Annotated in this window: 25 protein-coding genes; 8 read left to right on the top strand and 17 right to left on the bottom strand. The window is 55.0% G+C overall.

Annotated elements, in window-relative coordinates:
* Nucleotides 1–24 precede the first annotated feature (24 nt).
* The 10 genes from ACFE33_RS06005 to ACFE33_RS05960 form a co-directional block, all read right to left on the bottom strand.
* Nucleotides 25–999: an ABC transporter permease gene (locus tag ACFE33_RS06005; protein WP_380058079.1), complete on the bottom strand. Its 975-nt coding sequence runs from the start codon at nt 997–999 to the stop codon at nt 25–27.
* Entirely contained in the window at nt 996–1,946 is a 951-nt protein-coding gene (locus ACFE33_RS06000; RefSeq protein ID WP_380058077.1) for an ABC transporter permease, read from the bottom strand. Before ACFE33_RS06000 ends, ACFE33_RS06005 begins: the two co-directional genes overlap by 4 nt.
* Entirely contained in the window at nt 1,943–3,442 is a 1,500-nt protein-coding gene (locus ACFE33_RS05995) for a sugar ABC transporter ATP-binding protein (RefSeq protein WP_380058075.1), read from the bottom strand. Before ACFE33_RS05995 ends, ACFE33_RS06000 begins: the two co-directional genes overlap by 4 nt.
* Nucleotides 3,443–3,496: 54 nt before the next feature.
* Nucleotides 3,497–4,525 (bottom strand): substrate-binding domain-containing protein, encoded by a 1,029-nt coding sequence (locus tag ACFE33_RS05990; protein WP_380058073.1) that lies wholly within the window; start codon nt 4,523–4,525, stop codon nt 3,497–3,499.
* A gap of 42 nt (nt 4,526–4,567) precedes the next feature.
* A complete protein-coding gene (locus ACFE33_RS05985; RefSeq protein ID WP_380058072.1) occupies nt 4,568–5,479 on the bottom strand; it encodes a sugar phosphate isomerase/epimerase family protein in 912 nt (303 codons plus the stop codon).
* A gap of 16 nt (nt 5,480–5,495) precedes the next feature.
* On the bottom strand, nt 5,496–6,641 hold the full coding sequence (locus ACFE33_RS05980; RefSeq protein WP_380058070.1) for a Gfo/Idh/MocA family protein: 1,146 nt from the start codon (nt 6,639–6,641) through the stop codon (nt 5,496–5,498).
* A gap of 97 nt (nt 6,642–6,738) precedes the next feature.
* Entirely contained in the window at nt 6,739–7,512 is a 774-nt protein-coding gene (locus tag ACFE33_RS05975; protein ID WP_380058069.1) for an oxidoreductase, read from the bottom strand.
* Nucleotides 7,509–8,309 carry a 3-methyl-2-oxobutanoate hydroxymethyltransferase gene (locus ACFE33_RS05970; RefSeq protein ID WP_380058068.1) on the bottom strand — a complete coding sequence of 267 codons (801 nt, stop codon included), beginning with the start codon at nt 8,307–8,309 and terminating at the stop codon, nt 7,509–7,511. Before ACFE33_RS05970 ends, ACFE33_RS05975 begins: the two co-directional genes overlap by 4 nt.
* Nucleotides 8,309–8,623, bottom strand: a complete 315-nt coding sequence (locus ACFE33_RS05965) for a MocE family 2Fe-2S type ferredoxin (protein WP_380058067.1) — start codon at nt 8,621–8,623, stop codon at nt 8,309–8,311. The genes ACFE33_RS05970 and ACFE33_RS05965 overlap by 1 nt, the downstream gene beginning before the upstream one ends.
* Nucleotides 8,624–8,634: 11 nt before the next feature.
* Nucleotides 8,635–9,729 (bottom strand): fatty acid desaturase family protein, encoded by a 1,095-nt coding sequence (locus ACFE33_RS05960; protein WP_380058066.1) that lies wholly within the window; start codon nt 9,727–9,729, stop codon nt 8,635–8,637.
* A 261-nt stretch (nt 9,730–9,990) separates the two neighbouring features.
* Here ACFE33_RS05960 and ACFE33_RS05955 point away from each other — a divergent pair, with 261 nt between their 5' ends.
* Nucleotides 9,991–10,998 (top strand): LacI family DNA-binding transcriptional regulator, encoded by a 1,008-nt coding sequence (locus ACFE33_RS05955; protein ID WP_380058065.1) that lies wholly within the window; start codon nt 9,991–9,993, stop codon nt 10,996–10,998.
* Here the strand turns inward: ACFE33_RS05955 and iolC are convergent.
* Nucleotides 10,967–12,886, bottom strand: a complete 1,920-nt coding sequence (gene iolC, locus ACFE33_RS05950) for a 5-dehydro-2-deoxygluconokinase (RefSeq protein ID WP_380058063.1) — start codon at nt 12,884–12,886, stop codon at nt 10,967–10,969. The genes ACFE33_RS05955 and iolC overlap by 32 nt on opposite strands.
* Before the next feature lie 196 nt (nt 12,887–13,082).
* Here iolC and ACFE33_RS05945 point away from each other — a divergent pair, with 196 nt between their 5' ends.
* Together ACFE33_RS05945 and ACFE33_RS05940 are read left to right on the top strand one after the other, a co-directional pair.
* On the top strand, nt 13,083–13,853 hold the full coding sequence (locus ACFE33_RS05945; RefSeq protein WP_380058061.1) for an SDR family NAD(P)-dependent oxidoreductase: 771 nt from the start codon (nt 13,083–13,085) through the stop codon (nt 13,851–13,853).
* The gene (locus ACFE33_RS05940) at nt 13,850–14,935 is read left to right on the top strand and encodes a hypothetical protein (RefSeq protein ID WP_380058059.1); all 1,086 of its coding nucleotides are present in this window, start codon (nt 13,850–13,852) and stop codon (nt 14,933–14,935) included. Before ACFE33_RS05945 ends, ACFE33_RS05940 begins: the two co-directional genes overlap by 4 nt.
* A 1-nt stretch (nt 14,936) precedes the next feature.
* Here the strand turns inward: ACFE33_RS05940 and ACFE33_RS05935 are convergent, their stop codons facing one another.
* From ACFE33_RS05935 to ACFE33_RS05910, 6 genes are all read right to left on the bottom strand, one after another.
* Nucleotides 14,937–15,698 carry an ATP-binding cassette domain-containing protein gene (locus ACFE33_RS05935; RefSeq protein ID WP_380058057.1) on the bottom strand — a complete coding sequence of 254 codons (762 nt, stop codon included), beginning with the start codon at nt 15,696–15,698 and terminating at the stop codon, nt 14,937–14,939.
* Between the two features lies 1 nt (nt 15,699).
* Nucleotides 15,700–16,689, bottom strand: coding sequence for an ABC transporter permease (locus ACFE33_RS05930; protein ID WP_380058056.1), 990 nt, complete (start codon nt 16,687–16,689; stop codon nt 15,700–15,702).
* 74 nt (nt 16,690–16,763) lie between these two features.
* The gene (locus ACFE33_RS05925; RefSeq protein WP_380058055.1) at nt 16,764–17,699 is read right to left on the bottom strand and encodes a substrate-binding domain-containing protein; all 936 of its coding nucleotides are present in this window, start codon (nt 17,697–17,699) and stop codon (nt 16,764–16,766) included.
* 142 nt (nt 17,700–17,841) lie between these two features.
* Nucleotides 17,842–18,714 carry an SMP-30/gluconolactonase/LRE family protein gene (locus tag ACFE33_RS05920; RefSeq protein WP_380058053.1) on the bottom strand — a complete coding sequence of 291 codons (873 nt, stop codon included), beginning with the start codon at nt 18,712–18,714 and terminating at the stop codon, nt 17,842–17,844.
* Nucleotides 18,711–19,736 carry a zinc-binding dehydrogenase gene (locus ACFE33_RS05915; protein WP_380058052.1) on the bottom strand — a complete coding sequence of 342 codons (1,026 nt, stop codon included), beginning with the start codon at nt 19,734–19,736 and terminating at the stop codon, nt 18,711–18,713. The genes ACFE33_RS05920 and ACFE33_RS05915 overlap by 4 nt, the downstream gene beginning before the upstream one ends.
* A gap of 19 nt (nt 19,737–19,755) precedes the next feature.
* Complete coding sequence (locus tag ACFE33_RS05910) at nt 19,756–20,574, bottom strand: MurR/RpiR family transcriptional regulator (protein WP_380058051.1); 819 nt, start codon at nt 20,572–20,574, stop codon at nt 19,756–19,758.
* A 258-nt stretch (nt 20,575–20,832) separates the two neighbouring features.
* Here ACFE33_RS05910 and dgoD point away from each other — a divergent pair, with 258 nt between their 5' ends.
* The 5 genes from dgoD to ACFE33_RS05885 all read left to right on the top strand — a co-directional run bounded on the left by dgoD (nt 20,833) and on the right by ACFE33_RS05885 (nt 25,685).
* Nucleotides 20,833–21,981 carry a galactonate dehydratase gene (gene dgoD / locus ACFE33_RS05905; protein WP_380058050.1) on the top strand — a complete coding sequence of 383 codons (1,149 nt, stop codon included), beginning with the start codon at nt 20,833–20,835 and terminating at the stop codon, nt 21,979–21,981.
* Nucleotides 21,982–22,026: 45 nt separating this feature from the next.
* Nucleotides 22,027–23,049: a TRAP transporter substrate-binding protein gene (locus tag ACFE33_RS05900; protein WP_380058048.1), complete on the top strand. Its 1,023-nt coding sequence runs from the start codon at nt 22,027–22,029 to the stop codon at nt 23,047–23,049.
* 73 nt (nt 23,050–23,122) lie between these two features.
* Nucleotides 23,123–23,677: a TRAP transporter small permease subunit gene (locus ACFE33_RS05895; protein WP_380058046.1), complete on the top strand. Its 555-nt coding sequence runs from the start codon at nt 23,123–23,125 to the stop codon at nt 23,675–23,677.
* Nucleotides 23,677–24,993 carry a TRAP transporter large permease subunit gene (locus ACFE33_RS05890; protein WP_380058044.1) on the top strand — a complete coding sequence of 439 codons (1,317 nt, stop codon included), beginning with the start codon at nt 23,677–23,679 and terminating at the stop codon, nt 24,991–24,993. The genes ACFE33_RS05895 and ACFE33_RS05890 overlap by 1 nt, the downstream gene beginning before the upstream one ends.
* Complete coding sequence (locus ACFE33_RS05885; protein WP_380058043.1) at nt 24,990–25,685, top strand: FadR/GntR family transcriptional regulator; 696 nt, start codon at nt 24,990–24,992, stop codon at nt 25,683–25,685. Before ACFE33_RS05890 ends, ACFE33_RS05885 begins: the two co-directional genes overlap by 4 nt.
* Nucleotides 25,686–25,687 lie beyond the last annotated feature (2 nt).

Genomic DNA, 25,687 nt, shown 5'->3' with positions numbered 1-25,687 from the left:
CTCCTCTAATATCTTTCGATGCGCCTAGTTTTGATCGGTCAGGCGAATATAAATTGTTGTCACGGCCAAAATGATCAAACCGAATAGGATGCGGCGCGCTCCTTCTGGCATCTGCAATAGCGTCAGAAGAGTGCCCAGTACCGTAAGGATGAGTGCTCCAACGATGGTTCCGGAATACCCGCCTCGCCCGCCAAATATCGACGTCCCGCCAATGACAGCCGCAGCGACCGATGGTAGGAGAAGCGGATTTACAAGCGACAACGACGGCGCCTTGATAAGCCCCACGTAGAGCAATCCCGTAATCCCCGCGATAAGCCCCGACAGAGCATAGAGCGCCAAGTAAACCTGCCATGTTCGCACGCCAGAGATGCTTGATGCGGTCTCGTTCGAGCCAACAGCGTATAGCAATCGGCCAAAACCCATACGGCGCTGCGCCCAAATAATCAGAACAGCAAACGGTACGAACAAAAGCAACGAGTTAGGAAGACCCCAAGTGCGCCCCGTTCCCAGCCATGAAAGACTTTCAGGAACCACAGAGCCCGTCGCGATAACGAACCGCTGGTACACCTGAAGGCAGCCTGTCCCGATCAATCCGGTTCCAAGGGTCATGATAAGCGGATGCACCCGACAAACCGCAACGCCAAACCCGTTCACAAGGCCGATCGCGATTGCAGGCATTAGGCCAATACATATTGCCACCGGCACCCCGACAATGGGTACTTGGGTAGCCATAACAAATGCGCTGATCGTGGCCGCAACGGCTGCCGAGAGATCAATCCCGCCCGTTAGCATCGTTAACGTCTGACAGGCCGCTAGCATGGCCAGAGGAATGGCGAACTTGATCGTATTTCCCAGCCAACGTTCGTTCACAATGCCGGGGCGCATGAATTCAAGCACACCGATCAAGAGCGCGAGCAAGATCACCAGCGGCACAATCGGGTAGTCACCCATAAACCGTGCAATGCGTTTGGCGGGCGAAGTTTGCGTTGCCGTCGTCATGTTCGTTTACTCCTCATCGCAAGTACCCCGCCAATCATCACCACAACCACCATGATCGAACCTTCGACGATTGTTGTTACATTCGGATCGACCGACATTAGCGTCAGATCCATCCGCACAAGGCGAAGGATAAACACCGCGATAATCGGCCCCAGAAGCGCGCCGCGCCCACCGCCAAGGACGACGCCGCCTAGAACAACGGCCGCAACACTCGCCATCAGGTATGGACCGGGGATCGGCTCGCCGTTGCCCGTACTCATGGTCAGGGTCAATCCGCCCAGCGCCGCAAAAAGCCCACAGACCGCATAGGCAATAATCCGTGTTCGCCCAACGGCCACACCAGAGCGATAGGCGGCCAACTCGTCGCTTCCGATGGCATAGATCGAGAGGCCGAGCTTTGATCGCTTGAGGGGAATCCAGATCACCGCGACGCAAACCGTCAGAAAAACCAATGATTTCGGCAACCAAGGAAAAATAAATGGCCCGATGATCAATTCCCGAAGCCACGGCGTTGCGCTTCCTCCGGGAGCTTTGAGGATAAGCAGCGCCACACCTTCCCAGACATAGAGCATCGCCAGCGTCACCACGATATCCGGCACCCGCGTCATCACGATAAGTGCGCCGTTTATTGCTCCCATCAAGACGCCGATGACAAGGACAGCCACGACCGCGAACACGGTCATTCCATCGCTCGCTCCGTCCATCAAAACCGCGGCTGTTACTCCGGCAACCGCCATCATGGATGCAACCGAGAGATCAATGCCCCCCGCAATCACCACAACGGCCATCGCAACTGTTGCAAAGGCAAAGGGCAGTGTCGCGCGAGAGAGTGAATCAAGACCTCCGACGCCAAATTCCGGCTGAATAATGCGGGTAAATACAAACAGCAGCGCCAGTATTCCAAGCAGACCAAGCGTCCAGCCGTTTTTGTTTATCAGACGGCTCATGCTGGCTCCTCCTGCTTTTCGGTAAGCCCATATGCCGCCCGCAAGAGCGTTTGTTCATCTGCATCCGCTGCGTCAATCACGTCCACAACTCTTCCATTAAAAATCACAACCGCGCGGTCGCAAGCCGCGGGAATCTCGGATAGTTCTGAAGTATAAAAAAGCACCGATGCCCCCTGCTCGGCCAATTCACGGACCAGCAAATAAATCTGTCGCTTGGTGCGCACATCAATCCCACGCGTTGGGTCAAACAACAGCAACACATCAACGCCCGATGCAATCCAGCGACCAATGGTTACCTTTTGTTGGTTCCCACCAGAAAGGCGGCGGACCTCACCCTGCGCGCGCGTGTCGATCTGAAGGCGATCAATCGCTTGTTTAACGCGCCGCGCCTCTTCGCGCATCCGGATGGCGCCCCACTTGCGTGGTCTGGCCAACAACGGGACTGCGATATTTTCATGAACCGATCGCTGCATCAAAAGCCCATCTGCGCGATCGCCCGGCACAAAGGTTAGTCCTGCAGCGATGGCATCAGCGGGGTGGTTGAAAGTGTGCGGCGTCCCATTCAACTCGATCGTACCGCCGCTTGGCTTTTTCATACCTGCGAGCACCTCGAATAATTCGTCCTGTCCTTGCCCCTCAAGCGCGACAACGCCAAGCACCTCGCCCTTGTGTAAATCAAGCGACACATCAGCGAGCTTCGTCCCTGCGGCCAGGTTCTCAACCCTCACGCGCGGTATCGCATCAGTCGTTTTCGCGCGGGTCGTGATGTGCGTCGGACTGCTATCGAGCGCGGCCCCTAGCATCAATTCAACAACGCGTTCTTCAACGCCTTCTTCAATCGGAAGGTCGGCAACGGTCACCCCATCGCGCAGGACCGTCGCGCGATCACAGATTTCGGCAATTTCCGAAAAACGGTGAGAGATATAAATAACCGACTGCCCCGCGTCAGCCTGTGCACGGACGGTTTTCAAAACACGCTCAACCAAATCAGTTGGGAGCGCCGCTGTCATCTCATCCAGCAACAGCACATCTGGCTCACTCGCCAATGCGCGCGCCAGATCCAGTATTCGTAATGTCGCAAGGGGTAGATCGCCGATCATATCCTCGAGGTGCAGACCTTCGATGCCCAACTCGCTTACCCAATGCAGGAACGGCTCAACCGGCGTATCACCAAGTCGTAAGTTATCCGCGACGGACAAATCGGGAATGAGCGAAGGTTCTTGATATACGGGTACAAGCCCAGAGCGCCGCGCCTCGGCGGGCGAGCCGACGATGTGATCAACACCGCGAATGCGGATATGGCCTTCGTCGTTCTTGATCGCACCCGTCAGGATTTTGACGAACGTCGATTTCCCCGCGCCATTCGCCCCCATCAATGCGACGATCTCGCCACGCTTAATAGTTAGAGACGCATCCTTTAACGCGACGACCGCGCCATATCGTTTTGACACGCCACGTGCATCCAGAAGCGGCGCGTTTGCCTGATCTTGTGTCATATTTGCCCTTGCCGATTGGAATTGGCCCCGGCGCAAACCGAGGCCAAAGCTGTCTTATTCACCTGGGCCTTTACAGGCGATGATCTCTTCGGTGGAATAAGTTGTCCAACCAGGGATCGAGACCGACACGGGCCACTCGGGATCGAGGTTCGGGTTTTGCGCCGCTTCGATGAGCTTCATGCCTTCAGGGTCGTTATTGGCCCAAAGAGCAGGATCAACCAGAACCGTTGTGCTCTCCGGCATCTCACCATCAAGGATTTGCACCGCAAGCGTCACACCCGCACCGCCGATTGAACCGGGGTTGGTAACCGCCGCGCCGGTGAAACCGTCAACCGTTGCCAACTGCCCGACAAAGCCCGCGTTATCTGCACCGACAATTGGCACAAGATCAACATCGGACTCGATAAACGCATCTACGATTACGTTGTCGATACCGCTGGTCCAGACGCCATCAACAGGAAGACCCGTTGAAAGATAGTCAAGGATCTGCTGTTTACCCTGATCCTGCTGCCAGCCCGTAAAGACCTCGTGAGCGACGTTGATATCGGGATGTTCTGCCAACGCGCGCTGGAACCCCTTATCGCGGTCGTCATCCGCACCAGCACCGGCAGCGCCACGCATATAAACAACGTCGCCTTTGCCGCCCAACTCTTCAAAGAGCCACTTGGCACCGAGATATGCGTATTCTTCTTGGTTATTCGAGAGAATATACGCGCCCTCTGCGCTTACGGCTTGGTCAACCGCAACCACAACGATATCGGCGGCAATCGCCTCTTCGATAGCCGAATTCACACCGTCAGAGTTGGACGGGTTCAAAACGATCGCATCCACTCCTGCTTGGATTAGGTTGCGAATGTCCTCGAGCTGACCCGCTGCATCGGTGTTGCGGTGTGCGATGTTCAGGCTTTCGACCTTACCCGAAGAACGCGCCTGCGCCTTCATCGCGCAGACCATTTCCTCGCGCCAGCCATTACCCTGAACGGTATTCGAGATACCGATCTTGTAGCCTTCGGCCATTGCGGCACTTCCAATGCTTCCCGCGAACAGCGCCAGAGCTGCTGTACTTGTAGCTATTTTCCTCATTTTATCTCCTCCCTATGGTTGTTGTCGTCCTCTTATTCCGCCCTACTTGATGTACGGAGCTAGAATATCACGCGCGAGACAAAAGCCGCGCTTAATTCTTTCGTCGGTTCCCTCAAAGTCCCTGTCTTCGTGTTCGATAATAACGGGGCCGTCGTACCCCACGCGATATAGCTGCGAGAAGAAATCCCCCCAGTCCACATCACCGAGTCCGCAAAGACGAGGAACCTGCCAGCCCATACCTGCCGAGAGTATGCCCCGCTCATATAGGCCGTCACGATCAATCATCAGGTCTTTGGCGTGGACGTGAACAAATTTCTCGCCGAATTCGCGAATAAATCTTGTCTGGTCAATCATTTGAAGAACCAGGTGCGAAGGATCGAAGTTCATCCCGACCCCTTCCCAACTTTCGAAAATGCGGCGCCAGATACGTGGCGAGTACGCAATATTATGGCCACCGGGCCACTCGTCGTTCGAGAATATCATAGGACAGTTTTCAAACGCCAAAGTCACACCGTTGTCGCGCGCATGGGCGATGATTTCAGGGAAAATTTGCTCTGCCCTTTCCCAGTTTTCGTCCACGGTTAGCTTGCGATCTCCGCCAACGAAGGTGTTGACAACTGGAACCTCAATAAGGCCCGCCGCAGTGATGACCTTCTTGAGGTGGCCGATCACTTCGTCGCGATGCTCTTGTTCTTCGTGAAGCGGGTTGGGGTAGTATCCGAGGCCCGAAATCTCGATGCCCTTGTCGGCCAGCGCCGATTTAATCTCGCCCGCTTGGGATTTTGAAATGCCATCAACGTCGATGTGGGATGTCCCCGCATAACGACGTTTTTCACCACCTGACGCGGGCCAGCACGCGATCTCGAGCGCCGACATTCCATTTGCGGCGGTCCAATCTGCGACATCCATTAAGCTTGTATCTTCAAAAGGTGCAGTAAGCAGGCCCAATTTCATTTCATACGTCCTTTAACTAAACATCGACCCACGTTTTGTCCGCAGCGCTTTTCAGCACTGCATCGCAAACGCGCATTTCGTAATCGCCGTCCTCAAAGCTGGCATAGGTTGCGTCATCAGAGGGCTGTCCCGCCGCGATATCGGCATACACACTTCGGAAAAACGCAAAGAAGCTATCGGCAAATCCCTCTACGTGCCCGCCAGGAAGGCTCGCCGCACTTGCGCCGATTGCGTTCATCATCGACGCATCCCGTTGCAAAATCTGGTTGGGGCCATCGCGATGCCCGATGTACAAATGATCAGGCGTTTCGGAATCCCACGCGGCGGACGCTTTGGAACCTGCGACATCCCATTGTAGGGAATTCTTGCGGCCAATGTTGATTTGACTGGTGGACATCACGCCCTTCGCGCCATTCGCAAACCGCAGCATGATCATCGCGGCGTCATCAGTTTTGATTTCGCGCTTCTCGGTTTCACCAGCGGCCGCCGAGAACGTTGCGACCGGACCTTTCGGCTTTTCGCGCTCGGGGATGAATGTTGTCAGATCGGCAAACACCGACACGATCTTTTGCCCTGTGATAAAGCTCAGCAAATCAAGCCAGTGGGTCCCGATATCCCCGACTGACCGAAGCGCGCCGCCCTCATCCGTTTCAAGACGCCAGTTCCAATCGGTAGGCTTCGCAAGCCAATCCTGATGGTAGTGCCCCGTTACAAAGCGAACGTCACCCAACTCGCCAGAAGTAACCATGCCATGCGCGTGCTGGTTCAGCGGGTAAAAGCGAATGTTGTAGCACACCGCACAGACTTTGCCGCTCGCCTTGGCAAGGGCAACCATCTCTTTGGATTGCTCGGAGGTCATGGAAAGCGGCTTTTCGCAAATCACGTGTTTTTTCGCAGCCAAGATCGCCTTTACCTGCGCGTAGTGAAGATGGTTAGGCGACGTGACATGCACCGCATCAACCCGCTCATCCGCCAGCAATTCGTCAAGGGACGCATACGCATGAGCGACTCCCATGACCGCTGCCTGCTCTGCTCCGCGTTCAGGGCTAGAGCCAAGAACTCCGTGTACTTGCACGCCCAGTCTTCGCAAGGCCTGTGTATGGACCGTGCCAATAAAACCCGTGCCAATTACGGCAGCGCCAAGTTTGCTAAAATCTCCCATTATCCTCTCCCCCAATTCCAGCGTCGCGCAGCGATACGAACGCTGTCAACTCTTGCCATTCGCAAGTTCGCGAGCTGTATCGACTGTCCTGCCCACCTCATTTCGGCACCCCGATCACACGTTGCTCCAAGTCAACCGCCACGCCAGTCATCGGCACCGACGCATCCGCCAGCAGGAAAACCGCTGTTCGCGCTGCCTCCTCTGGTGTGATGAGACGTCCGAGCGGCAAGCGAGCGCTGGCCTCTTCGCGCCATGCATCTCCTTGCCCAAGAATGTCGGCCTGCATCTGATGCTCTACGGGCGTATCAGCCCAGCCAAGGTTAATGCCATTGACCCGTATGCGATCAGCAAGGTGCGCATTCGCGGCGTTCTTGGTGAGCGTCAAGAGCGCGCCCTTACTTGCGGAGTAAATCGCTAGCTCCTCTGTGCCGCAGTGCGCATTGATCGAAAGGATGTTCACGATTGCCCCGCTGGCGCGACGCGCGGTCATGTCCCTGATGGCGCACTGCATCAGGAAGAACGCCGCGCGTGTGTTCACCGCAAAAAGCGCATCCCATAACTCGATATCGCCATCGAGAACCGATGCGCGCGATGTTATTCCTGCGGCATTCACAAGCCCGTCGATGCGGCCAAAACCATCTATCGCCGCTTCAATGATTTGTTTCGGGGCGCTAGGGTCAAGCAGATTAGCAACCACCTGAACCACTGGCGCTTTGATGCCCGCCGCGACCGCGCCAAGACCTGCCGCGTCTCGATCGGTAAGGACCAATCCGCCAACGCCGGATTCCGCCGCAAGCCGCGCGATGGCCGCGCCGATGCCGCTCGCCGCCCCTGTGACGATAATCACCTTATCCGCGAGGCAAACCTTCACGCACCGATCCCCTCTAGGAAGGCTTCGTGCTCGGCGGGTGCCATATGTACGAGTTGCTTACTCTCTGGAAATGCACCCGATGCCACGTCGTCGCGATACTCGGTAAACGCGTCGATACGCTCTTGTTGCAGTCGATCATATTCAGCCGCAAATTGACGATAGACCTTTGCATGACGCGGCATGTGGCCCCTGTTTTCGCCAAGGATATCCTCCGAGAACAGATACTGGGCGTCACATCCAGCGCCCGACCCCATCGACCAGAGCAAGAGATCAAGGCGTTTGCATATCTCCGTTGCCACTTCCACTGGAACGACCTCAATCTCAACGGCAAAGGCCCCAGCCTCCTGATAGGCACGACACTCATGATAAAGCGCGATTGCGGCCTCGGCAGTCTTACCCACAGCCTTAAAACCTCCCGTCCAAGTTGCGCGCGAAGGAACTAGCCCCACATGGCCAACGATCGGGATATGCTCTCTTGCAAGGTACTCAACTGTCTTGAGGCTCCCCGAGCAATACAACGCATCCGCGCCAATCCCGAGCATTTCGCCGCAAAACCGCAAGTAATCATCGGGCGTTCCTGCCTCGGGGTGGGCCTTGCCGGTCATGGTAAACACGTGCGGCGCTGCTGTGCGGTATTCGGGGTTTGAAACCAAATCAGGTGTCACAGAGGCGATCTGGATTCCTGCGGCCTCGGCGGCGCGTGCTTCATCGAGTGACGCAAGGCGCAGCATCGTCAGTTGTGTCTTGCCTTTGAGCGAGCGCAGATCGGCAACGGTTGGGCGGGTGATACGGCTCATCAGGACACCGCAATCTCTATGCGGCCATTTTCGACGCGTGCAGGATAGGTCTTGAGCGCCTCACACACCGGCGCCCGTAGCGGCGCACCCGTTTGATAATTGAAACGGCCATTGTGCTTGGGGCAATCAATCGTGTTATCAATAACAAGCCCATCCGCCAGATGTACTTGTTCATGCGTGCACAGCCCGTCCGTCGCAAAGACGTCCCCCTCGAGTGAGCGGTATACGGCGAAGGTGCGGCCATCGTGATCAAAGCGGATCACATCCTCTAGCTCCACATCTTCTACGTCACACACATCAATCCAATCGGTCATTCCGGTCTCCATTAGGTACGCGCGACATCAATGTCGTGCAGTTCTTCGCGGTATGGTCGCGCGGTTGGCGGCAACTCTTTGCGAACATAATAATCAATCGTTGTGCGTTGCCGCTTGAGCGAGGCGAATACCTCGGCGTAGGCCTCAATCATTGAACGATTAGGCGGCGGCAGGTCATCTTTGATAAGCTCATGCAAGCGCGGCAGCGCATGATACGGAACCATCGGGAACATATGGTGCTCCACGTGATAATTCATGTTCCAGTAAATCCACTGGCTAATCGGGTTCATATAGACTGTGCGACTGTTCAGGCGATGATCAAGCACATCCTCGGCAAGTCCCGCGTGTTGCAGTATCCCCGTTAGCACGCGATGCCACGCTCCATAGATCGCAGGTCCACCAATCAGCATAAATGGGATGATCGACCACGTCGCCAGCGCTACCACAAGCGTTGCGGCGTATATCGCAAGATGAATGCGCGCCCAGAGAAATGCCTTGGGCACTTCGCTTTCCGGCACATAATCCGCTTCGTCCGGCGTCAAATGTCCTGTCGCATGCTTCAACAACAACCCAGGATATTGCAGGACACTCGGCATCCCAATGAACAACAGTGCGGTTTTCGCAATGACCGTCGGGCGCATGAGCGCGATCTCTGGGTCGCGCCCAACAATAATCGTATCCGTATGGTGTCGCGCGTGACTCCAACGCCAACAAATCGGGTTCCGCATCACCATAAAGGACGCGATATGATAGACCACATCGTTTTTCCACGAGGTCCGAAAGGCCGTTCCGTGCCCGCATTCGTGCCAGCGACTATCGCACGCCGACCCATAGAGCACACCGTAAACCACGAAAAACGGAACTGCCCACCATGTGCCCCAAAACAACACGCCGCCTGCTCCTGTCACCAAGAGCAAGCCAAGCCAAATAATCGTATCCCGCGTTGCGGGACCATCACTTCGGCGCATCAGATCCTTCATCACTTTGCGCGGTATTTCGGAGTGGTACCACTCAGCCGAGGCCAACCCGGCCTCAACAGCGCGTTGGTTTTCTGGCCCTGTTAAGCTGTAGTCCCGACCGACGAGTCGTTTATCTATGATCGACATTCGTGCTTTTCCTGCATGCACGCCCAAGAGATCATATGCATCGTTTTACACGCGCAAAGCATACCCTCTCCCCTGGCAAGTGCCTCCTCTAACTTGTTGAAAGAGGATTGAATCGCACCCCTCAAGTGTCAATCACGGTTTGAGGGTTTATGAGAGGTTTAATGCAAAAATTTGCGTCATCATGTCAAAAATTTGGAATTGACGGATCGAAATTGATGCATCATACCTCAAATCACCTCATTTCAGAACGCGGAAATCCGGATGCCGAATCCCACACTCTCTGACGTCGCTGACAAGTCCAACGTTTCGCTCGCCACGGTGGACCGCGTTATCAACAATCGCGCCGGAGTGAGCGAGCGAACCAAGCAGCGCGTCATGCGTGCGGCGGCACAACTGGGCTACATAATTCCCGAGAACGACACTCCCACATCGGTGCGCCTGGCGTTTGTATTACCTGAAGGTACCAACGCGTTTGTGCACGAACTGGCACAGCAATTGATGCTTCAGGTTCCTTCGATGATTGGGGTCACTGCGACCGTCGAGCGGGTAAAAGCATTTAACGCCGAGGCGCTCGCCCAAAAACTCCAAGAGCTTGAAGGACGCGTCGACGGAATCGCGATGCTGGCGATGGATCACCCCATTGTTCGAGAAGCGGTCCGCCGCATGATTGATCAGGGCATCGCCGTATGCACACTTGGATCGGATGTTCGCACCGTCGGACATCTCGGCTATATCGGGATTGACGACACCCAAGCGGGACGGCTGGCGGGGTACCTGCTGGGACGCTTGATGCCGCCCACCCCCAATAAAATCGCCTTCTTTGCGGGCTCACTTGCCTACCGTGGCCATCAGGAGCGCGAAATGGGGTTTCGGCAAATCCTGAGAGAAGACTTCCCCAATATCACCGTCGTCGAGCACTGCGAGGTTCAGGACAACCGCGATATGGCCGAAGCCGAAATGGAACGTGTGCTTGCCAAGCACCCCGATTTACATGGCGTATATAACGCGGGCGGCGGCACTTCCGGCATTGCTTCGGCACTTGCCAAATTCGGTCAGGCGGGGCGCCTGCGCTTTATTGCTCATGACGCAACACAAGGCAATAAGTCACTGCTCTTAAAAGGTGTTTTGGATGCCGTGATCGACCAGAACGCACGCGCCGAAATACGCGAAGCCTTGATCACCCTAACCCACGCCGCGCGGCAGGAACCCTACGAGACGGTCCCACCACGCCTACAGATTATTTTCCGCGAGAACCTACCGAACAACTAGCGCGCAGTTTTTGCCAGTTGCTGCTCAGTTCCGCAAAGCCGCGTGTTAATTCTTTGCACGCCGCTTCATCACCAACTTCACCGTTTAGCCATCTCTGGGCTACATCCGCAAAAATCGTGCGGCCAACGGCAAATCCACGCACAAGGGGTTGCTTTGCCGCAAGTTGGAAGCTCGCCTTAAGTGAATCGGCACTCCCACCTAGCCCCAAGATGAGGACGCCATTACAATGCGGGTCGAACTCGTTAATCACCTGACAAGTCGCATCCCATGCTGCTTCGGTTTGCATTGGCTCCAGCTTCCAAAAATCAGGGTAAACTCCCAACTCGTAGAAGCGCCGAAGCGTGCGCGCGGTGGTATCTTCGTCAACCTGACCAAAGCCTGAGGCGATCACTTCTAGCACAAACTGGATGCTATTTCGGCGACAGGCATGGAACAGTCTAATGATCGTGGTTTCCTGTTCATTCTTAAGCCAGTCAGGATCGTCAGGATGATAAAAACAAAGGGCCTTGCACGCCTGCGGCGATGGCCAGGACACAAGGCCGCCAAGGTCCGGCCCAAGCTCTGGCTCAAACGCAAGTGGTCGAGAGGATGGCCATTCAACGGGGCGCCCGACCCACAAGCCAGTCCCCATCGCACGATGCAATGACTGCCGCCCAAGCCGGTTGTCGCAAAGTATGCCAAACCCGTCGCGTCCATCGGCAACTTTTAGCGCCGCATCAAGGCATAGAGATTTGAACGCACCGATTTTCTCGGGCGTGGCGTTGTCCATCGCTTCAAACTGCGCACGATGATCAAACGCGAAGATACAGAGGTCCGCTCGCAATTTCGGTCGGGTCGTTGACCAGTGGAGCTGCTCAAGTTCTTGATCCATGCGCAGCGCAGGATTCTTGATACCCGTCTTTAGAAAATACTCAAGCTCCTGAAGGCTCGGGTACGCAGGTGTACAGCCATGTCGACTAACCGCAATTGCGCCACAGGCATTCGCGTACTCAATTGATTTTGCCCAAGGCAGGTCATCAAGCCACCCCTTGAGCAAACCCGCCATAAATCCATCCCCGGCCCCGAGAACGTTGAACACCTCGATAGCGAATTTGCGGCCGCTCTGCCCATCATCAAGACTTTCGGGAATGTGGCCCTCAAATGCGGCAGCGCCCATTGCGCCGCGCTTGCAAACCAGTATGGCATCCGTTCGCGCGCGCACGGCGCGCAGCGCGGCGATTGTGTCGGTGGAACCGCCCGCGATGTGAAACTCCTCCTCAGTGCCAACGATGAGGTCAAACAAGTGCAGATGCGCCTGCAAACGCGAAGTCACCTCATCCGAGGCAACAAAACGTTCTTCGCCCTGCCCGTGCGTCGCCAAACCCCAAAGGTTCGGACGGAAATCAATATCCAAAGCCGTGCGCGCGCCCGCTTTGCGCGCATATCTCAGCGCCGTGAGGACCGCTTCCTCAGTCTGTGGCTGGCTTAGATGCGTGCCTGTGATTACAAGCGCACGGGTGCTGGCTATAAAAGCCTCGTCAATATCATCAGCCGAGAGAGCCATGTCAGCACAGTTCTCGCGAAAGAATATGAGCGGGAATTGCTCTTCGTCACGAATACCGAGCATCGCAAGCGCCGTGAGGCGATCAGAATCGACCTTTACTCCTGAAATATCAATGCCGTGACGCTCTAGCTCGCGAAGGATAAAGCGCCCCATATACTCGTCACCAACACCAGTGATCAGTCCCGTTCGCAGGCCAAGTCGCGCCGAACCACACGCAATATTCGTAGGAGAGCCGCCGATGTATTTCTCAAAGCTGCGCATCTCTTCGAGCTCGCCACCGATTTGCGCGCCATAGAGATCCACACAGGATCGCCCCATCGTAATCACATCAAGCTTAACAGCCATCCTGCTCTCCCTTTTCTGTGAACTTCATGAACCGACGACAAACATTTTTCAACACAAAAATTCCAAATTTAATAAAAATATGAAAACTAATATAGAATTTTTCTACTACATATGCTCAAGATACCAAAGCCATTCAGCCCACTGGTGGGACGAGGTGGAATGTGGCGAAATGCTTTGAACAAAAGGGAGAGCGGGAATGTCAGTCAAAGGGAAAACGGCACTTGTTACGGGGGGCGCACGTGGCCTCGGCGAAGGTATGGCAATCGAACTCGCGGCACAGGGCGCAGCGGTCACTTTGGTTGACGTTCAAGACGAACTAGGCCGCGAAGTGGCCGCCAAGATCAACGCCAAAGGCCAGCAGGCACAATATATCCCATGCGACATTACCGACCAATCGTCCGTTGAGGCCGCTGTCTCAGCCGCCCAGAGCACATTCGGAAAACTCGACATACTAGTCAATAACGCCGCCATCGCCCTCCCTGCAACGCCGATCACGGAGCTACAGGACCACGAAATCACAAGGCTTCTGGATGTAAATGTTACGGGCACAATGCGGATGTGCCGCGCGACGTTTGAGGGTTTCCGTGAAAATGGCAGCGGTTCTGTTATCAACCTTTCCTCTGTCCACCAGAGCCACTCGCTCCTTGGGTGGAGCGCATATGCGGCCTCTAAGGGGGCGATCATTGCGCTTACTCGGCAGCTGGCGGTGGAGTGGGGTCAGTGGAACATCCGCGTGAATTCCGTATCCCCCGGAGCGATTGATGCGACGATGACTCGGGCTATCCTCGATGCGGACGAAACAGGCAAGATGCGAAAGAGCTTCCAACACATGCACGCGCTGGAACGGCTTGGAAAAACTGAAGAAGTCGCTAAAACCGTCGCATTCCTCGCCTCCGATGGCGCGGCATTTATCACCGGCGAGGACATTCTCGTTGATGGCGGATTAACCAAGGTTTGCAGACTATGAGAACGACACTCCACACACTAGAAGCCCGCGGGATACGGGCCATTTTCGATATTGATGGCGGTCAGTTGGCCGCGCTGGAAGTCGAGCGAAATGGCCGTAAAATCAACCCGTGGGCGCGTGTTCCTTGGGCGGACGCACCCGATGATCCGTCGCGCTTCACCGCGGAGACACCCAACCACCTGCGCCGTATGTCGGGCGATTTCTTTTGTGCGCCATTCGTTCGTGACGACCTAAATGGCGGTCCGGTGCATGGCTGGACGGCAAACGGAACTTGGTCCTTTGACCAAGAAATCGAGATCGAAGGCGGGCGACAAGCGACGTTCAATCTCGCCCAGACGATTGCAGGTGCGCAGGTACAGAAAATCTGGACCCTCCTCGACGATCACCCGTTCCTATATCAGTGTCACCGCTTTACTGGCGGCAAAATGCCCGTGCCAGTGGCCCACCACGCCATGGTTAATTTGCGCGAAGGCGGGCGCTTGGCATTTTCTGCCAAGAAGTGGATGGAAACGCCGGACACGCCCCCAGAGAACGCGAGCGATGGCGGGAAATCTATTCTCACTTATCCAACCAAGACTTCCGATCTGACTTCGGTCTCGACGGTAAATGGGCCCGTGGATATCACGCAGTATCCCTTCGCGGAGGGGCACGACGATTTTGCGATGTTGGTAGATGATCCGCAGGGGCCGTATGGCTGGGCAACGGCGGTGCGACCGTCCCACAATGACATCGCGATGCTCATCAAGCCTGTTTCCGTCCTACCGCAAACCATGTTGTGGATGTCAAATGGCGGTAGACCATACGCGCCGTGGAATGGCGAACACGTCGGCGTATTGGGAATTGAGGAGGCCGCAAGTTACGGCCCTCATGGCTGGAAAGCATCCATCGAACCGAACGCCCTCTCCGAACAGGGGATATCCACCTGTGTGGATCTCACAAAGTCGGATGTTGTCGAAATCCGTACAGCGATGGGCGCAATCGCAAGCAACGCAGCGGGCCCCGTCCGAATGGAGATTAAGGGCGACAGGGTGGTCTTGGAAAGCGGCGAAGAACTTCCCTTCGCCGCTCACTTGGTTGTTTAATCTAGACGATTTCTTCTTCGTCCATACCGGTGATAACGCGCTCGACAGCCTCAACAGTGCTGGTCTTGGGGTCGATATCATCGGCAACAACTTTACCACGCCGTAGTACAATAATGCGATCAACTACCTGAAAAACGTGGTGGATATTGTGCGCAATAAAGATACATGAGTGTCCCGACGCGCGCGCGCCGCGAACGAAATCAAGTACACCCTGTGTTTCGGCCACGCCAAGGTTGTTGGTCGGCTCGTCGAGGATAATCAAATCACTTTCGAAATACATCGCACGCGCGATGGCCACAGCTTGACGTTCTCCGCCAGACAGGGCCGCAATTGGTGTGGTTGGTGGAATGTTCTTAGAAATCCCGACCTCGCGCAGAAGCTTACTGGCGACCTCGTTCATGTGCTCTTCGTCCAAACGATTGAGAAACTTCGGCCCTGTCGTTGGCTCCCGCCCCAAGAACAAATTGCGCGCAATCGAAAGCTGCGTCACCAGCGCACTATCCTGATAGATTGTCTCGATCCCATAGGATATCGCATCTGTCGTCGTCTTGATCGTTGCCTCTTTTCCGCGAACGGAAATCTTGCCGCTTGTGATTGGAACAGCACCCGAGAGCACCTTGATAAGCGTCGACTTCCCCGCCCCATTATCGCCGAGCAACCCGACGATCTCGCGCTCCTTTACGTGGAGATTCACACCGCTGAGCGCCTGAACGGGGCCATAGTTTTTAACGATGTTTTCCATTCTGATAAGATCAGGTTTCATATCAGCGCCCCCGCTCTACGTGGCGACGATCAAGCCACGAATGCAATGCCATCATGCCCAAAATAATCGTGCCGATGAAAATGTTATACGCAAGCCCCGGAACGCCGATCAGCACAATACCGTTGCGCATCACACGCAAGATTAACGTCCCAAGCACGGTCCCGATAATCGAGCCGCGACCACCCGTCAGGATCGTCCCCCCGATCACAACCATCGCGATCACCTCAAGCTCATAGCCTGCACCGCTGTTCGGATTGGCGGCCGAGGTTCGTATGGAACTGATAATCCCTGCAAAAGCTGCCATCGTTGACGAAAGCATAAAGAGTGCAACTTTGGTTTTGTTCACTTTAACACCACGCGCGCGCGCCGCGTCTGGATTGCCACCAGAGGCCTGTATCCAGTTCCCCATTTTGGTGCGGGTCAGCACATAGTGCAGTATGCCCGCAATCGCGATGAACCAGAATATAGAAGCGTAAATCCGAAAGCCCGCGATGCGGAAATCCCCAACGAGAAGTTTAGCAAGCCAGTGATCTTGTGAATCCCACGTGCGTTGCGGGAAGCCATCCGTAATAACCAACGCAAGACCACGTACCACGAGCAACATACCCAGCGTCACAAGGAACGAAGGGATTTTTAGTCGCGTCACAAACAGACCGCTAAACAAACCAATCCCCATCGCAGTCACCAGCGCGACAATGAATGAGAGCTCAAGCGGCAACCCGCCGCTGTTCACAAGCGTCCACATCAAGACCGGCGTGAAGCCGAACACTGAACCGACCGAGAGATCAAACTCTCCAGCGGTCATCAGGAGCGTCATAGATAACGCAATCAGGCCAAGTTCGACAGTAAATGTCAGCGTATTACTGATGTTCAGAGGTGACAAGAAGTTAGGATTGATGAGACCGAAAATGATGATTTCAGCAACAAGAAGTATAAGCGGCCCAAATTCGGGTCGCGCCAGAAGGCTGCGAAGTGCCGTGGGTGATTGCATGTGGAGGTGCCTTTAATGAGCGCTGCTACCCCTCAGCCGCAACCGAGGGGTAGTTTGCGCTGTTGTGGTCTCGGTTATTTTCCAGAAAGAATATCGTCGTAAATCTGCGCGGTATCTGCTTCATACAAAGCGCCGGTTGTGACGTTAAATCCAGGAGGAATGCCGCTTGATGACATCGCCGCAATCGACAGAGCCATATAGCTCGTCGCCAGCGGGTCGGCCCATTGCGCCGCATTTACATAACCGTTCAGAACCTCTTGGGTTGTATCGAGAGAGTTACCCCAGCCAACAACAGGGATCGAACCCGCCTCGATGCCGACCTGATCGAACACACGCTTGATGGAACCTGTCACCAAGTCCCCAAGGCCGATAATCGCGTCGATCTCGCCCGAATTCGCCAAGAGGTAATCAGACATACGTGCAATAATGTCTGCCTGATCGAGTGTCGCATCGGTAACTTCCCATGTGATGTCGAGCGGCTCAAAAACGCTGGCGATGCCTTTTTCCTCTTCGACGCCATATGTTGCGCCTGGAACTTCCACTGGCATCCACACGAAATCGCCGCTTTCCACCAGGTTGTTATCAACAAGATACTGCGCCCAGCCGCGGCCATAAGCTTCTAGATCTCCGCCGACGTAGGCATCAAAACTTGCGGTCGGGTCTGGTGTGTTAAAGTTAATGATCGGAATGCCTGCTTCGTTTGCTTCCGAAGCAACATCAACAAGGCTTCCGGGATCGGGACTACTTGTTGCAATCCCATCTGCACCCGCAGCGATTGCTGCGCGAATGGCTTCTTGGTGGGACGCGACATCGCCACTATGGAACGACGTGTTAACCGTTGCGCCCGTATCTTCGGCCCAGAGTTTGGCACCCTCAAGGTAATACGTCCAAACTGGGTCTGCTGGCGATCCGTGAGACACCCAATAAAATGTCTCGGCGGATGCCGCATTGGTCATCGACGAAGCAACGATCGCTGCTGCGACCACTTTTCCTATTCTCTTAAATTGCATTTGTTTTCTCCCTCTCCCTCTGTCGCACAAAGCCCCAAGCCTGCGCGAGCTGTCGGTATGGGAACCTTTGACCAAGGCAATCAATAATGCAACATATTTTCTATTATTTTTTCAAATTTTTTAGAAATTTGGAATTAGCGTACTAATAATGAAATTCCACATGCGAAATCCCAGCTGGAATTCCAACGAATGGCGTCTTTACACGGAACAAGGAACCCGCAAGAGGCTCGTCCCGACGCGACAGCCCGCGATGTGCTGTGGTAACGTAAATGTCGGTTAAATCAGCGCCGCCGAACGCGACCTTTGTTACCTGAGAAACAGGGAATTCGATCTGGAAATCGACCGCGCCATCAGAGGTGAATCGCATCACGCGGCTGCCGCCCCACGTCCCGATCCAAACGCCACCATCGGTATCACACACAATCCCATCAGGAATGCCCCAAGACCTCTGCCAGTCACAAAACAGACGTTTATTCTCAAACCCGCCCGATGCCGCTCGATCAAAGACATAAACTTCATAAATCTCTGAGTTTGCCGTCAAAAACCGCTTACCGTCGGGGTGAGGGTATGGGCCATTCGACACGATATACCCCGTATCAAACTGCGTTAGTTCCTGCGATTTCGACACGTGATAGAACGCGCCTTCTGGTTTGGTATGCTCGCCATGTAGCGTCCCGAAAACCAAACTCCCGTCAAGGTCGACAATACCATCGTTGATACGGTTCGTCGGTGTGTTTGGTTCAGGGTCCATCAGAAATTTGAGTTCACGCGTCGCGCGATCAAGCAGATAGAGGCCATCCTCCAATCCCACGATCAATAGGTTCGTATTCTCTGTCAGCGCCACAAAACCTATGCATTGGGGAAGCGCAATCCGATCCAGAACACCCCCATCCGCGTCAAACATCCAAACCGAAGGATTGGTGCTGTCGACGCAATACAAGCATTGAAGACGTGCGTCCCAAACTGGCCCCTCGCCTGTTTCCAAACCAGCTTCGAAAAGGAGTTCTACCTTCATGTGTCTAGGCGCGGATCGAACACAAATTTAATTCCATCCGCCGCAAAGGAACGCTCGAAACCAACGTCCCATTTGCTCAGCGGAAGGACGTCCGTGATCAGCGCCCCCAATTCAATTTGACCAGAGTTCACCCACTTCATCGCACGGCGCCATGACTGCGGTGTCGAGGCAAACCCAGAAGTGATTTTCAACTCTTTCATACATATCGGATCAAGCATAAGCGTAGAGGTTTTCCCGCTCAGCCCCATGTTCATCAAATGCCCGCCCTTGGTCAGCAGGTTCAGCGCGTCAGCAAACGCAAAACCAGAGCCCGAACACTCTACGACTTTGTCAAAACTCTCGCTTTCGATGCTGTCTCCGACAACACTTGTCGCGAAACCAAGCTCGCTCGCCTTGGCAAGGCGCTGCGCGTCGCGGTCGGTCCCGCGAACGGTCACCTCGGCCCCACACAAACGCGCAACCTGCGCTGCGATTAGGCCAATCGCGCCCGGCCCTGTCACGAGCACCCGATCAGAAGGTTCAATGTAGCTCTCGGCTCCGAAAAGCGAATTGGCGACGCAGGCTACTGGCTCTGAAAGGCTTGCTTCGGCAAAGGAAAGCGTATCAGGAACCTCGTGAAGGCTCTTGGCAGGAACCTCCAGAAATGGCGCCATAGCTCCGTTTACATGGGTCCCGATTGATTTGCGCTGCGCACACATATTTGGCCGCCCTTCGCGGCAATAGCGGCAGGTTTGGCACGTCGAGAAAAACGTCTCGGCAACACATCGTTTGCCAATCAACGAAGGATCGACACCGTCGCCCACCTCGGCCACCGTCCCACAGACCTCATGCCCGAGGATCACCGGCGGGTTTGATGCGTATTCATTCTTGTAGATATGCAAGTCCGTACCGCACAGCCCGACACCGCCGACCTGAAGAACTACACAACCCGTGCGCGCCTTTGGCAGCGCGTGCTCCACCAATCCAACATCCCCTTCGTCACCGCTTCGCTTGGTGACGCCCTGCATCGTATTGCTGCTCAATTAAGTATCCTCCAACGGCCTAACGCACATCTTTTCCAAGGCTCACAAAGATCGTCTGAATAACGACAGATGTGACCGCGATGGCGCGAATATTGTTTAGATTGCTCTCGTCCACGAAGATGCTCTCTGTCGCCAGTTTCGCGAGCGGGCTCTTGGCATTATCTGTGATAGCAAGGATCTTGCATCCACGCTTTTTGGCTTCTTGGGCAATTGCAACAGCTTGCTCGGCATAGGGCGCGAACGAAATCACGCACAGCGCATCTTTTGCGCCAAGCGGTGAGATCTGTGGCTCCGACATCCCGCCAACACAGTCGAGCAAGATCGCGTCCTCGTTCAGCCGCGTCAGTCCATAGTAAAGATATGCGGCAAGCGGAAACGATCTCCGCTGCCCGATCACACCGATAAGCCGCGCCTTGCGCAACAACTCTACGCCTCTTCCGATCGCCTGAACGTCCATCTCGGACTGCGCACGCTCAATCGCGCTTATGTTGGCGGAGGTGAAGGCGTCAAACACATAACCCACTTCGCTTTCGACCCCCTGAGATGGCGTTCCGATCCCCTTAGAGCGCTCGCGATAATTCGTGGTCTCGGACATGAAATCCTGACGCAGAACCTTCTGCATCGGGGCGAACCCCTCATACCCCATTGCCTTGGCAAACCGTACAAGCGCGGACGGCGATGCCTCAAGCGAGCGCGCGATTTCCGGAATGGACATCAACGCCAAATCTGCGGGCCGCTGGATCATCGCATCCGCAATCGAGCGCAAACGTTTGGGCATATTTGCGCGCTCAATACGCAAACGATTTACAAATTCGTCGAGGTTCTCGTTCTTGGGCAATAGAATGTTTCCCTTATTCTCATGCCTCAGCTACGACGGAACGAAGGCAAACATATCGTGGGTATCCTGTCCGTTATCAAAGAAGTGAGTTCCAAAAGTCAATACTTGCGCCGCGCAATTATGGAATATTTTTTCCATACACAAATAGCCAACCAACTTCTGAACCCGCCCCAACAGATAAACATTGACTCGATAACCGAGTCCCTCGTTATATGTCAGACATATTGAACTCGTCGGAGTAATCCAGAGATCTTGCCAATGAAAATCACTTCGATTGAAACTTTCCTCGTCCCGCCGCGCTGGCTCTTTCTTAAGATTGAGACAGACGAAGGGCTTGTTGGTTGGGGCGAACCCGTTCTTGAAGGGCGTGCAGCGACCCTTGCGGCGGCGTGTGAAGAACTGGGAGAATTTCTGATCGGTCGCGACCCACTAGCGATCGAAGACACTTGGCAGATGCTCTATCGCAACGGGTGCTATCGCGGCGGTCCCGTCCTTATGAGCGCTCTAGCAGGAATTGACATGGCGTTGTGGGACATCAAGGGGAAATTCCATGATGCGCCCATCCACGCCCTTCTTGGCGGGGCAGTTCGCAACAAAATCCGAAGCTATTGTTGGATTGGTGGGGATCGGCCCGAAAACCTTGTAGAAAGTGCCCGCGCACTTCAGGCGAAAGGGTATGACGCCTGCAAGATGAATGCCTGTGCCGAACTCAAGATCGTAGACCACCACTCAAGAGTCGATGAAATCGTAAAGCGCATTTCCGATCTTCGGGACGCTATCGGCAGCGAAATGGATATCGTGCTTGATTTTCACGGACGGGTACACGCGCCGATGGCCAAGACCTTACTTAAGGAACTCGAGCCGATGCGCCCGCTCTTTGTAGAGGATCCGGTCACACCCGAGCAAATGGACACGATTACCGATCTCTCGCGCGCCACGACCATTCCCTTGTGCACTGGCGAACGCCTTCATTCGCGCTATGATTTCAAGCAGGTTTTTGAGAACCGCGCCGTGAGCGTGATCAACCCAGATGTGTCGCATGTGGGCGGGATTTCCGAGATGCTCAAGATTGGGCACTGGGCGGGAACCTATGACGTTGCATTTGCCCCGCACTGCCCGCTCGGGCCAATTACCCTTGCTGCGAGTCTGCAACTTGATGCACTCTGTCACAACGCATTCATTCAGGAACAAAGCCTTGGGATGCACTATAATACTGGTGCGGACATGAATGATTACCTGAAAGAGGACAGCCGCTATTCATGTACGGACGGCTTCCTTGCGATCCCTCAGGGGGCAGGCTTAGGCATTGAACTTGATGAGGATTACATCCGCGAGAGTGCCAAAATCGGCCACCGCTGGCGGGCACCAGTTTGGCGACACGAAGATGGGTCAATCGCCGAATGGTAGGAGGAACCAGACCCGACTAAACAAGACTAAATGGGAGGAATAAGAATGACTAAGAACATTAGAATACTGTCCGGCGTCGTATTTGCGGCTGTGACGGCTGCGGGCTCAGCATGGGCTGCGGATACGACGCTGAAATTCCAATCTTCGGACCCCGCGGGGAACCCAAACTTTGAGCTACAGCAGGGCTGGGCAAATTCCATCGAGGAAAAGACAGGCGGCAAAATCGCAATTGAGCTGCTCCCCGTCACATCAATCGTCGCACACAACGAAACCCAAGACGCGATCTCGGCGGGGATTCTCGATGGGCACATCACCGATACGTCCTACTTTGCGGGACGCGACCCAGCGTTCGGCCTAATTGCGAACCCCGTTGGCGCATGGTCCGATCCGCAGGAAATGTTCGACTTTATGAACAATGGCGGCGGCAACGAGCTTATGAACGAGTTGTTGAATCCATATGGGCTTCAGTTCATCGGCGCGACGACACCCGGGCTGGAAGCATTCGTTTCCAAAGTGGAACTGAATGGAGTTGACGATCTTCAGGGCTTGAAAATGCGTGCCCCAGAGGGCCTTGTGCAAAATGTGTTTGCGGCGGCGGGTGCTTCGCCGGTGAACTTGCCTGGTTCTGAGGTTTTCACATCGCTGGATAAGGGCGTGATCGACGCGGCGGACTATTCCGTTTTCTCGACAAACGCTGCGCAAGGGATGCACGATGTTGCGCCCTTCCCGATCTATCCGGGTTTCCACTCGATGCCGCTGGTTGAAGTATCCATTAACAAATCCGTCTGGGATGGATTGGATGCCGAAACTCAAGCTGTCCTGTCAGAATCTGTGCAAGAGTTCGCACAGTCTCAGGTAGCGGCGCTTGCCGAACGTGACCTCGCGGCCGTCGAAGAAGCCAAGAATGGCGGAGAGGTCACCGTCATCGATTGGTCTGCCGAAGAGCGCGCGAAATTCCGCGAAATCGCCGCTAGCCAATGGATTGAAATCGCAGGAAAATCAGACAACGCCCAGCGTGTATATGATGTTCTGAGCGAATACCTCAAATCCAACGGTTTGATGGAATAAGCCACGCAATAAGTTGGGCCGCATCACCTGCGGCCCAATTCGTTGGAGGGGTTCATACTGCGGGGGAGGAACTATGTCGAGCGAGCTCATCACACCCATAGAACGCGAAGCCGATCAAGGCGCGGTGAAAGAAGCCGGCGCTTTGGGCCACATCATTGATAAGGTCGGTATCGTTTTTGCCATCGCACTCATTGCGGCTGTCTTTATCCTCATTTTCGAAGTCGTGATGCGGTATGTGTTCAACGCCCCGACAATCTGGGCCCATGAAACCACGATTTTCATCTGTGGTTTGGTGTTTATCTATGGCGGCCTATACTGTGTTTCGCGCAATCAGCACATCCGCGTTGTACTTGTGTACGACTATGTCCCCGCCTCTGTTCGGCGTGTTTTGAATATTATCATTTCCCTGATTAGCGCGCTCGCGAGCGGCATCTTTGCTTGGGCGGCTTGGCTTATGGTGAAGCGATCTGCCTTCGCGCCGGATGGGAGCGTTCGGATCGAAACCTCAGGCAGCGCTTGGGATCCGATGTATCCTGGGCTCACCAAAATCTCACTGCTCATTATCCTTACTATTATGAGCGTTCAGTTCCTGATCCTCGCGATCAATTATATGCGGGGCGCGCGCTAATGGAGTTCTTTGGTTCGCTGCAATCTCTCGGGATTGAATACGGCACCTTCGCGATGTTTGCCTTGCTTCTCGGGTTGCTCATCACGGGCATGCCGCTGGCCTATGTCACGCTGCTTGTGGCATTGATCTTTGCGCTCGGATGGTTTGGGCCACAAGTCGTCCCGTTGATCACAAGCCGCGTGTTCTCGTTCGTTTCGTCGTTCGTGTTCGTATCCGTGCCGATGTTCGTGCTTATGGCGGCCATTCTGGACCGCTCGGGCATTGCGCGCGATTTGTTTGACGCCATGAAGCTGGTGGGGGGTCGCCTTCGCGGTGGTATCGCGATACAGACCATCGCGGTTGCCGTGGTTCTTGCTGCGATGAGCGGGATCATTGGCGGCGAGGTTGTGCTGCTCGGGCTTGTTGCCCTGCCCCAGATGCTTCGACTTGGCTATGATAAACACTTGGCGATTGGCGTGGTATGTGCGGGCGGTGCGCTTGGCACCATGGTGCCGCCGTCGATCGTGTTGATCATCTATGGGCTAACGGCAAACGTGTCGGTTGGGGACCTGTTTACCGCATCCTTCCTGCCGGGTTTGATGCTGGCTGGCTTCTATACCATTTACGTTCTGGTGCGCGCCTATATGAACCCTGCACTCGCACCGATTTCCGAACCCGATGCAATTTCGCGCGGCGAAAAGCTCCGCCTGCTGAAGGGCCTTTTTCTGCCACTCTGCGTGGTTGCGGCGGTGCTTGGCTCTATCTATGGCGGCATCGCGAGCGTGACCGAAGCATCCGCAGTTGGCGTCGCTGGCGTTATCCTATCAACCATCGTGCGGCGCGAGTTTTCGCTTGAAATGCTCAAGGAAGCAGCGCTCCAATCGCTGCGCACGGTTGGTATGATCGTGTGGATCGGCATCGGCGCGAGCGCTCTTGTGGGCGTGTTTAACCTTATGGGCGGCATTCAGTTTGTCTCGGCCCTAATTACCGGCATCTCAGACAATCCTACGATCATCCTTCTGTTCATGATGCTGATCCTATTTATCCTCGGGATGTTCCTGGATTGGGTCGGGATTGCGCTCCTTACCATGCCGATCTTTGTTCCGGTAATTGTGAAGCTTGGATATGACCCTGTCTGGTTCGGCGTGTTGTTCGCTATGAACATGCAGGTATCGTTTCTTTCACCGCCCTTCGGTCCAGCGGCGTTTTATCTCAAGAGCGTGGCGCCTCCGGGAATTACTTTGGCAACGATCTTTCGTTCACTTGTGCCCTTCATTTGCCTCCAGATTCTTGCGGTTGCGATGCTTATTGCCTTTCCTTGGATTACAGGCCGATGACGAAATCTCCGCTGGTGTTCGAACGTATATCTGACGCACTCGGCACCCGAATTGCGCAAGGCGAGATCAAGGAAGGGGAACCACTCCCCAAGGAAACCGAGCTACAGGACGAGTTCGCCGCAGGGCGCCAAGCTGTCCGAGAGGCGCTCAAAGTTCTGGCAACAAAGGGGCTCATCCGTGCACGCAAACGAGCGGGCACATTTGTCTGTCCGCGCGATGATTGGGATATGCTTGATGCGCGGGTGCTCTCTTGGCATCGGCCCGAGGATTTGCCGCTTTATGTACTACGCGATCTCGTTGATCTGCGCCGCGCGGTGGAGCCACGCGCCGCATCGCTCGCGGCCGAACGCGCGGATCCAGCATCTCTTGCCAAGCTAGAAACGGCACTCTCACGGATGCACGCGGAACTCGATGACAAAACGGCGTTTTATGCGGCAGACATCGACTTCCACCTCGCGATATTTGAGGCCAGTGGAAACACTCTAATTCAACGGCTTAGCTCTATTCTGACCCCGCTCCTAAAGGCCAGCTTCGCGCTACAGGAACAACATCACAGCTCACTCAAAGAAGGTTACGAAGCCCACATCGAAGTGCTCGAAGCGATCAAACGAAACGACGGGTCCTCTGCCGCCGCAATGGAAGAGTTGCTTAACCGCGCGACGACGGAAATTTACCGCTCATCTCATTCCTGATC

Source organism: Falsihalocynthiibacter sp. SS001 (genome assembly GCF_042445055.1).
Taxonomy (GTDB): Bacteria; Pseudomonadota; Alphaproteobacteria; order Rhodobacterales; family Rhodobacteraceae; genus Falsihalocynthiibacter.
The sequence above is the reverse complement of the archived record's forward strand: the minus strand, read 5'-3'. Positions and strand labels throughout refer to the sequence as shown.

Bases quoted from the DNA above. Each gene is read 5' to 3' on its own strand.
- iolC (WP_380058063.1), bottom strand. From the start codon at position 12,886: ATGGCTGTTAAGCTTGATGTGATTACGATGGGGCGATCCTGTGTGGAT.
- ACFE33_RS05990 (WP_380058073.1), bottom strand. From the start codon at position 4,525: ATGAGGAAAATAGCTACAAGTACAGCAGCTCTGGCGCTGTTCGCGGGA.
- ACFE33_RS05960 (WP_380058066.1), bottom strand. From the start codon at position 9,729: ATGTCGATCATAGATAAACGACTCGTCGGTCGGGACTACAGCTTAACA.
- ACFE33_RS05895 (WP_380058046.1), top strand. From the start codon at position 23,123: ATGTCGAGCGAGCTCATCACACCCATAGAACGCGAAGCCGATCAAGGC.
- ACFE33_RS05890 (WP_380058044.1), top strand. From the start codon at position 23,677: ATGGAGTTCTTTGGTTCGCTGCAATCTCTCGGGATTGAATACGGCACC.
- ACFE33_RS05935 (WP_380058057.1), bottom strand. From the start codon at position 15,698: ATGAAACCTGATCTTATCAGAATGGAAAACATCGTTAAAAACTATGGC.
- ACFE33_RS05885 (WP_380058043.1), top strand. From the start codon at position 24,990: ATGACGAAATCTCCGCTGGTGTTCGAACGTATATCTGACGCACTCGGC.
- ACFE33_RS05995 (WP_380058075.1), bottom strand. From the start codon at position 3,442: ATGACACAAGATCAGGCAAACGCGCCGCTTCTGGATGCACGTGGCGTG.
- ACFE33_RS05980 (WP_380058070.1), bottom strand. From the start codon at position 6,641: ATGGGAGATTTTAGCAAACTTGGCGCTGCCGTAATTGGCACGGGTTTT.
- ACFE33_RS06000 (WP_380058077.1), bottom strand. From the start codon at position 1,946: ATGAGCCGTCTGATAAACAAAAACGGCTGGACGCTTGGTCTGCTTGGA.
- ACFE33_RS05930 (WP_380058056.1), bottom strand. From the start codon at position 16,689: ATGCAATCACCCACGGCACTTCGCAGCCTTCTGGCGCGACCCGAATTT.
- ACFE33_RS05925 (WP_380058055.1), bottom strand. From the start codon at position 17,699: ATGCAATTTAAGAGAATAGGAAAAGTGGTCGCAGCAGCGATCGTTGCT.
- ACFE33_RS06005 (WP_380058079.1), bottom strand. From the start codon at position 999: ATGACGACGGCAACGCAAACTTCGCCCGCCAAACGCATTGCACGGTTT.
- ACFE33_RS05900 (WP_380058048.1), top strand. From the start codon at position 22,027: ATGACTAAGAACATTAGAATACTGTCCGGCGTCGTATTTGCGGCTGTG.
- ACFE33_RS05920 (WP_380058053.1), bottom strand. From the start codon at position 18,714: ATGAAGGTAGAACTCCTTTTCGAAGCTGGTTTGGAAACAGGCGAGGGG.
- ACFE33_RS05970 (WP_380058068.1), bottom strand. From the start codon at position 8,309: ATGAGCCGTATCACCCGCCCAACCGTTGCCGATCTGCGCTCGCTCAAA.
- ACFE33_RS05940 (WP_380058059.1), top strand. From the start codon at position 13,850: ATGAGAACGACACTCCACACACTAGAAGCCCGCGGGATACGGGCCATT.
- dgoD (WP_380058050.1), top strand. From the start codon at position 20,833: ATGAAAATCACTTCGATTGAAACTTTCCTCGTCCCGCCGCGCTGGCTC.
- ACFE33_RS05955 (WP_380058065.1), top strand. From the start codon at position 9,991: ATGCCGAATCCCACACTCTCTGACGTCGCTGACAAGTCCAACGTTTCG.
- ACFE33_RS05945 (WP_380058061.1), top strand. From the start codon at position 13,083: ATGTCAGTCAAAGGGAAAACGGCACTTGTTACGGGGGGCGCACGTGGC.
- ACFE33_RS05965 (WP_380058067.1), bottom strand. From the start codon at position 8,623: ATGACCGATTGGATTGATGTGTGTGACGTAGAAGATGTGGAGCTAGAG.
- ACFE33_RS05985 (WP_380058072.1), bottom strand. From the start codon at position 5,479: ATGAAATTGGGCCTGCTTACTGCACCTTTTGAAGATACAAGCTTAATG.